General features: G+C 43.8%; 2 protein-coding genes. Both read left to right on the forward strand.

The annotated features are described in order from the left end of the window. Positions 1–165: 165 nt before the first annotated feature. Entirely contained in the window at positions 166–1,857 is a 1,692-nt protein-coding gene (locus tag ABF638_RS37735; RefSeq protein ID WP_435027845.1) for a M3 family oligoendopeptidase, read from the forward strand. A gap of 129 nt (positions 1,858–1,986) precedes the next feature. Next, positions 1,987–2,124, forward strand: a complete 138-nt coding sequence (locus ABF638_RS37740) for a hypothetical protein (RefSeq protein ID WP_435027846.1) — start codon at positions 1,987–1,989, stop codon at positions 2,122–2,124. Positions 2,125–2,258: the final 134 nt, after the last annotated feature.

Raw genomic sequence — 2,258 nt, forward strand, 5'->3', positions numbered from 1 at the left:
TTACGCCTATTTCAATCATGAAAAATCTACTCTAGCAAGTTTTACCACTCTAGATTTATTTTCTGCAAGTCCCTAATAGGGTTGGTAAACTTAGAATTTTGGGTAAAAACGAAAGTTGCCGATTTCTCTAAATAAAAATTTTTTCATGAGGGAAAGGAAAGATTGATGCAAGCTCCAGTAGATTTTGCCGAGATCACAGCAGAAACTCCGACGCTCTTGGGCGTAACTGCCGAATACCAAGCTATCCAGGCGCAGTTTAACCAGGCTCAAACCTCTGAACAACGAAAGGCTGCCTTTCAGCAGTGGGATGCCTTACGATGCAGACTCAGTACATGGAAGGAACTCACGCAGCTCCACTTTCATCAAGACACGCAAAATCCAGAGTACAAAACCGCCTTGGACTATTGCAGCGAACTTTCACCATCTCTGACTGCCCTTGAAGTAGACTTCAAACGGCAGTTGATTCATAGCCCCGATCGCGTCGAGTTAGAACAAAGCTTGGGACGGCAAGCTTTTTTGCTGTGGGAAGCAGACATCACAACTTTTGAAGGAGCGATCGCAGCAGATTTAGTTGAAGAATCCAAACTCATCAATGAGTACACCAAACTGATCGCCTCGGCAAAGCTAGAGTTCGGGGGTGAGCAAGTAAATTTATCAGGTTTGCAACCATATCTGCAAAGTAAAGAGCGAGACATTCGCCAGCAGGCAGAACAGTGTCGCTGGCAGTTTTTTGAGCAGAATCAAGACCACTTCGATCAATTGTTTGATCGATTGGTGAAACTGCGCGATCGCATGGCAAAAAAATTGGGCGATGAAAACTACATTGCGCTAGGATATCGCCGAATGCGACGGGTGGATTACAATCAAACCGATGTTGAACGCTATCGAGATCAAGTAGTTCAAGAGGTCGTTCCCCTAGCAATTGAGCTAATTGGGCAACAGGCAAAACGGCTCAATCTAGACACCCTATATTTCTGGGATGAGTCCGTCTTTGATGCAGAAGGTAGTCCGGCTCCCATTGGCAATCATGACTGGATGCTGGAACGGGCACAAGAAATGTTTGATGTCTTGAATCCATCGCTGGCTAGCTTTTTTCAGATGATGGTTGAGCAGCATTTACTAGATTTGCAAAACCGTCCCGGAAAAGCAGGAGGCGGATTTTGCACAAGCTTCCCAACCTATGATGTTCCATACGTGTTCGCAAATTTCAATGGCACAAAAAACGATGTGCAGGTGTTTGTTCACGAAATCGGTCATGCCTTCCAAATGTGGCGAAGTCGCCATTTGCCAGTTTTTGATTACCTGTGGCCTACCCTAGAATCGTGTGAAATTCACTCCATGAGCTTAGAGTTTCTCACCTATTCGCAGATGGAAAAGTTTTTCGGAGATCAAGCCGATCGATTTCGTCGGCAGCATCTAGCCTGGTCGATTCTATTTCAGCCTTATGGTGTGGCAGTGGATCATTTTCAGCATTTGGTATATGCGAACCCAGAAGCAACCCCGCAAGAACGACATCTTATGTGGCAACAAATGGAAGCTCGTTATCTGCCTTGGCGTAAATATGGAGATTTAAACTACCTCAACAAAGGCGGACTCTGGCAAGAAAAACAACACATTTACTGTTCGCCCTTTTATTATATTGATTACACCTTGGCGGGGTGTTGCGCCTTGCAGTTTTGGGTCAAAGCAGAAGAAAATTATTCGCAAGCGTTGGCAGAGTATATTGCATTATGCGATCGCGGTGGTTCTGCATCCTTTCGAGAATTAGTGCGATCGGCAAATCTCATTTCTCCATTTGAAGCTGGTGCGCTTACTCAAGTCGTTGAAAAAGTGCGTCAGAGTTTGAAGACTGGCTGATTAGAAGGCGAAGAAGCATCTACGCCTTTCTGGATTTTAGTGGCACAATAAAACCTAGATTCCGGTTTTTCACACTGTATCAAAAAATAACCTGTCAAAAATGCCCGAAACATATTCTGGGCATAGATTGTGACGAACGCAATTCTAACCTATGTGATTGATGCCCCTGGTGGTGGCAAAGTCCCAATTCAAGCCGAGACTTTACTTGTATACGAACAAGACACAAAAAATAGTTATCGAAGCAAATTCAACTGGCGACGGCAATAAAATTCAGCCAGAAAATGAGTGTATTTGCTCAACCAATATCGGCTAAGATAGGGCTAGTAAACTAAATTTACTGAACCTTATACCAATTTAATATGAAGCTGCATAGAAAAGAGCTTCTAAAATAAAGTTATAAG

The sequence above is a fragment of the Nostoc sp. CALU 1950 genome (assembly GCF_051172895.1).
Taxonomy (GTDB): domain Bacteria; phylum Cyanobacteriota; class Cyanobacteriia; order Cyanobacteriales; family Nostocaceae; genus Nostoc; species Nostoc edaphicum_A.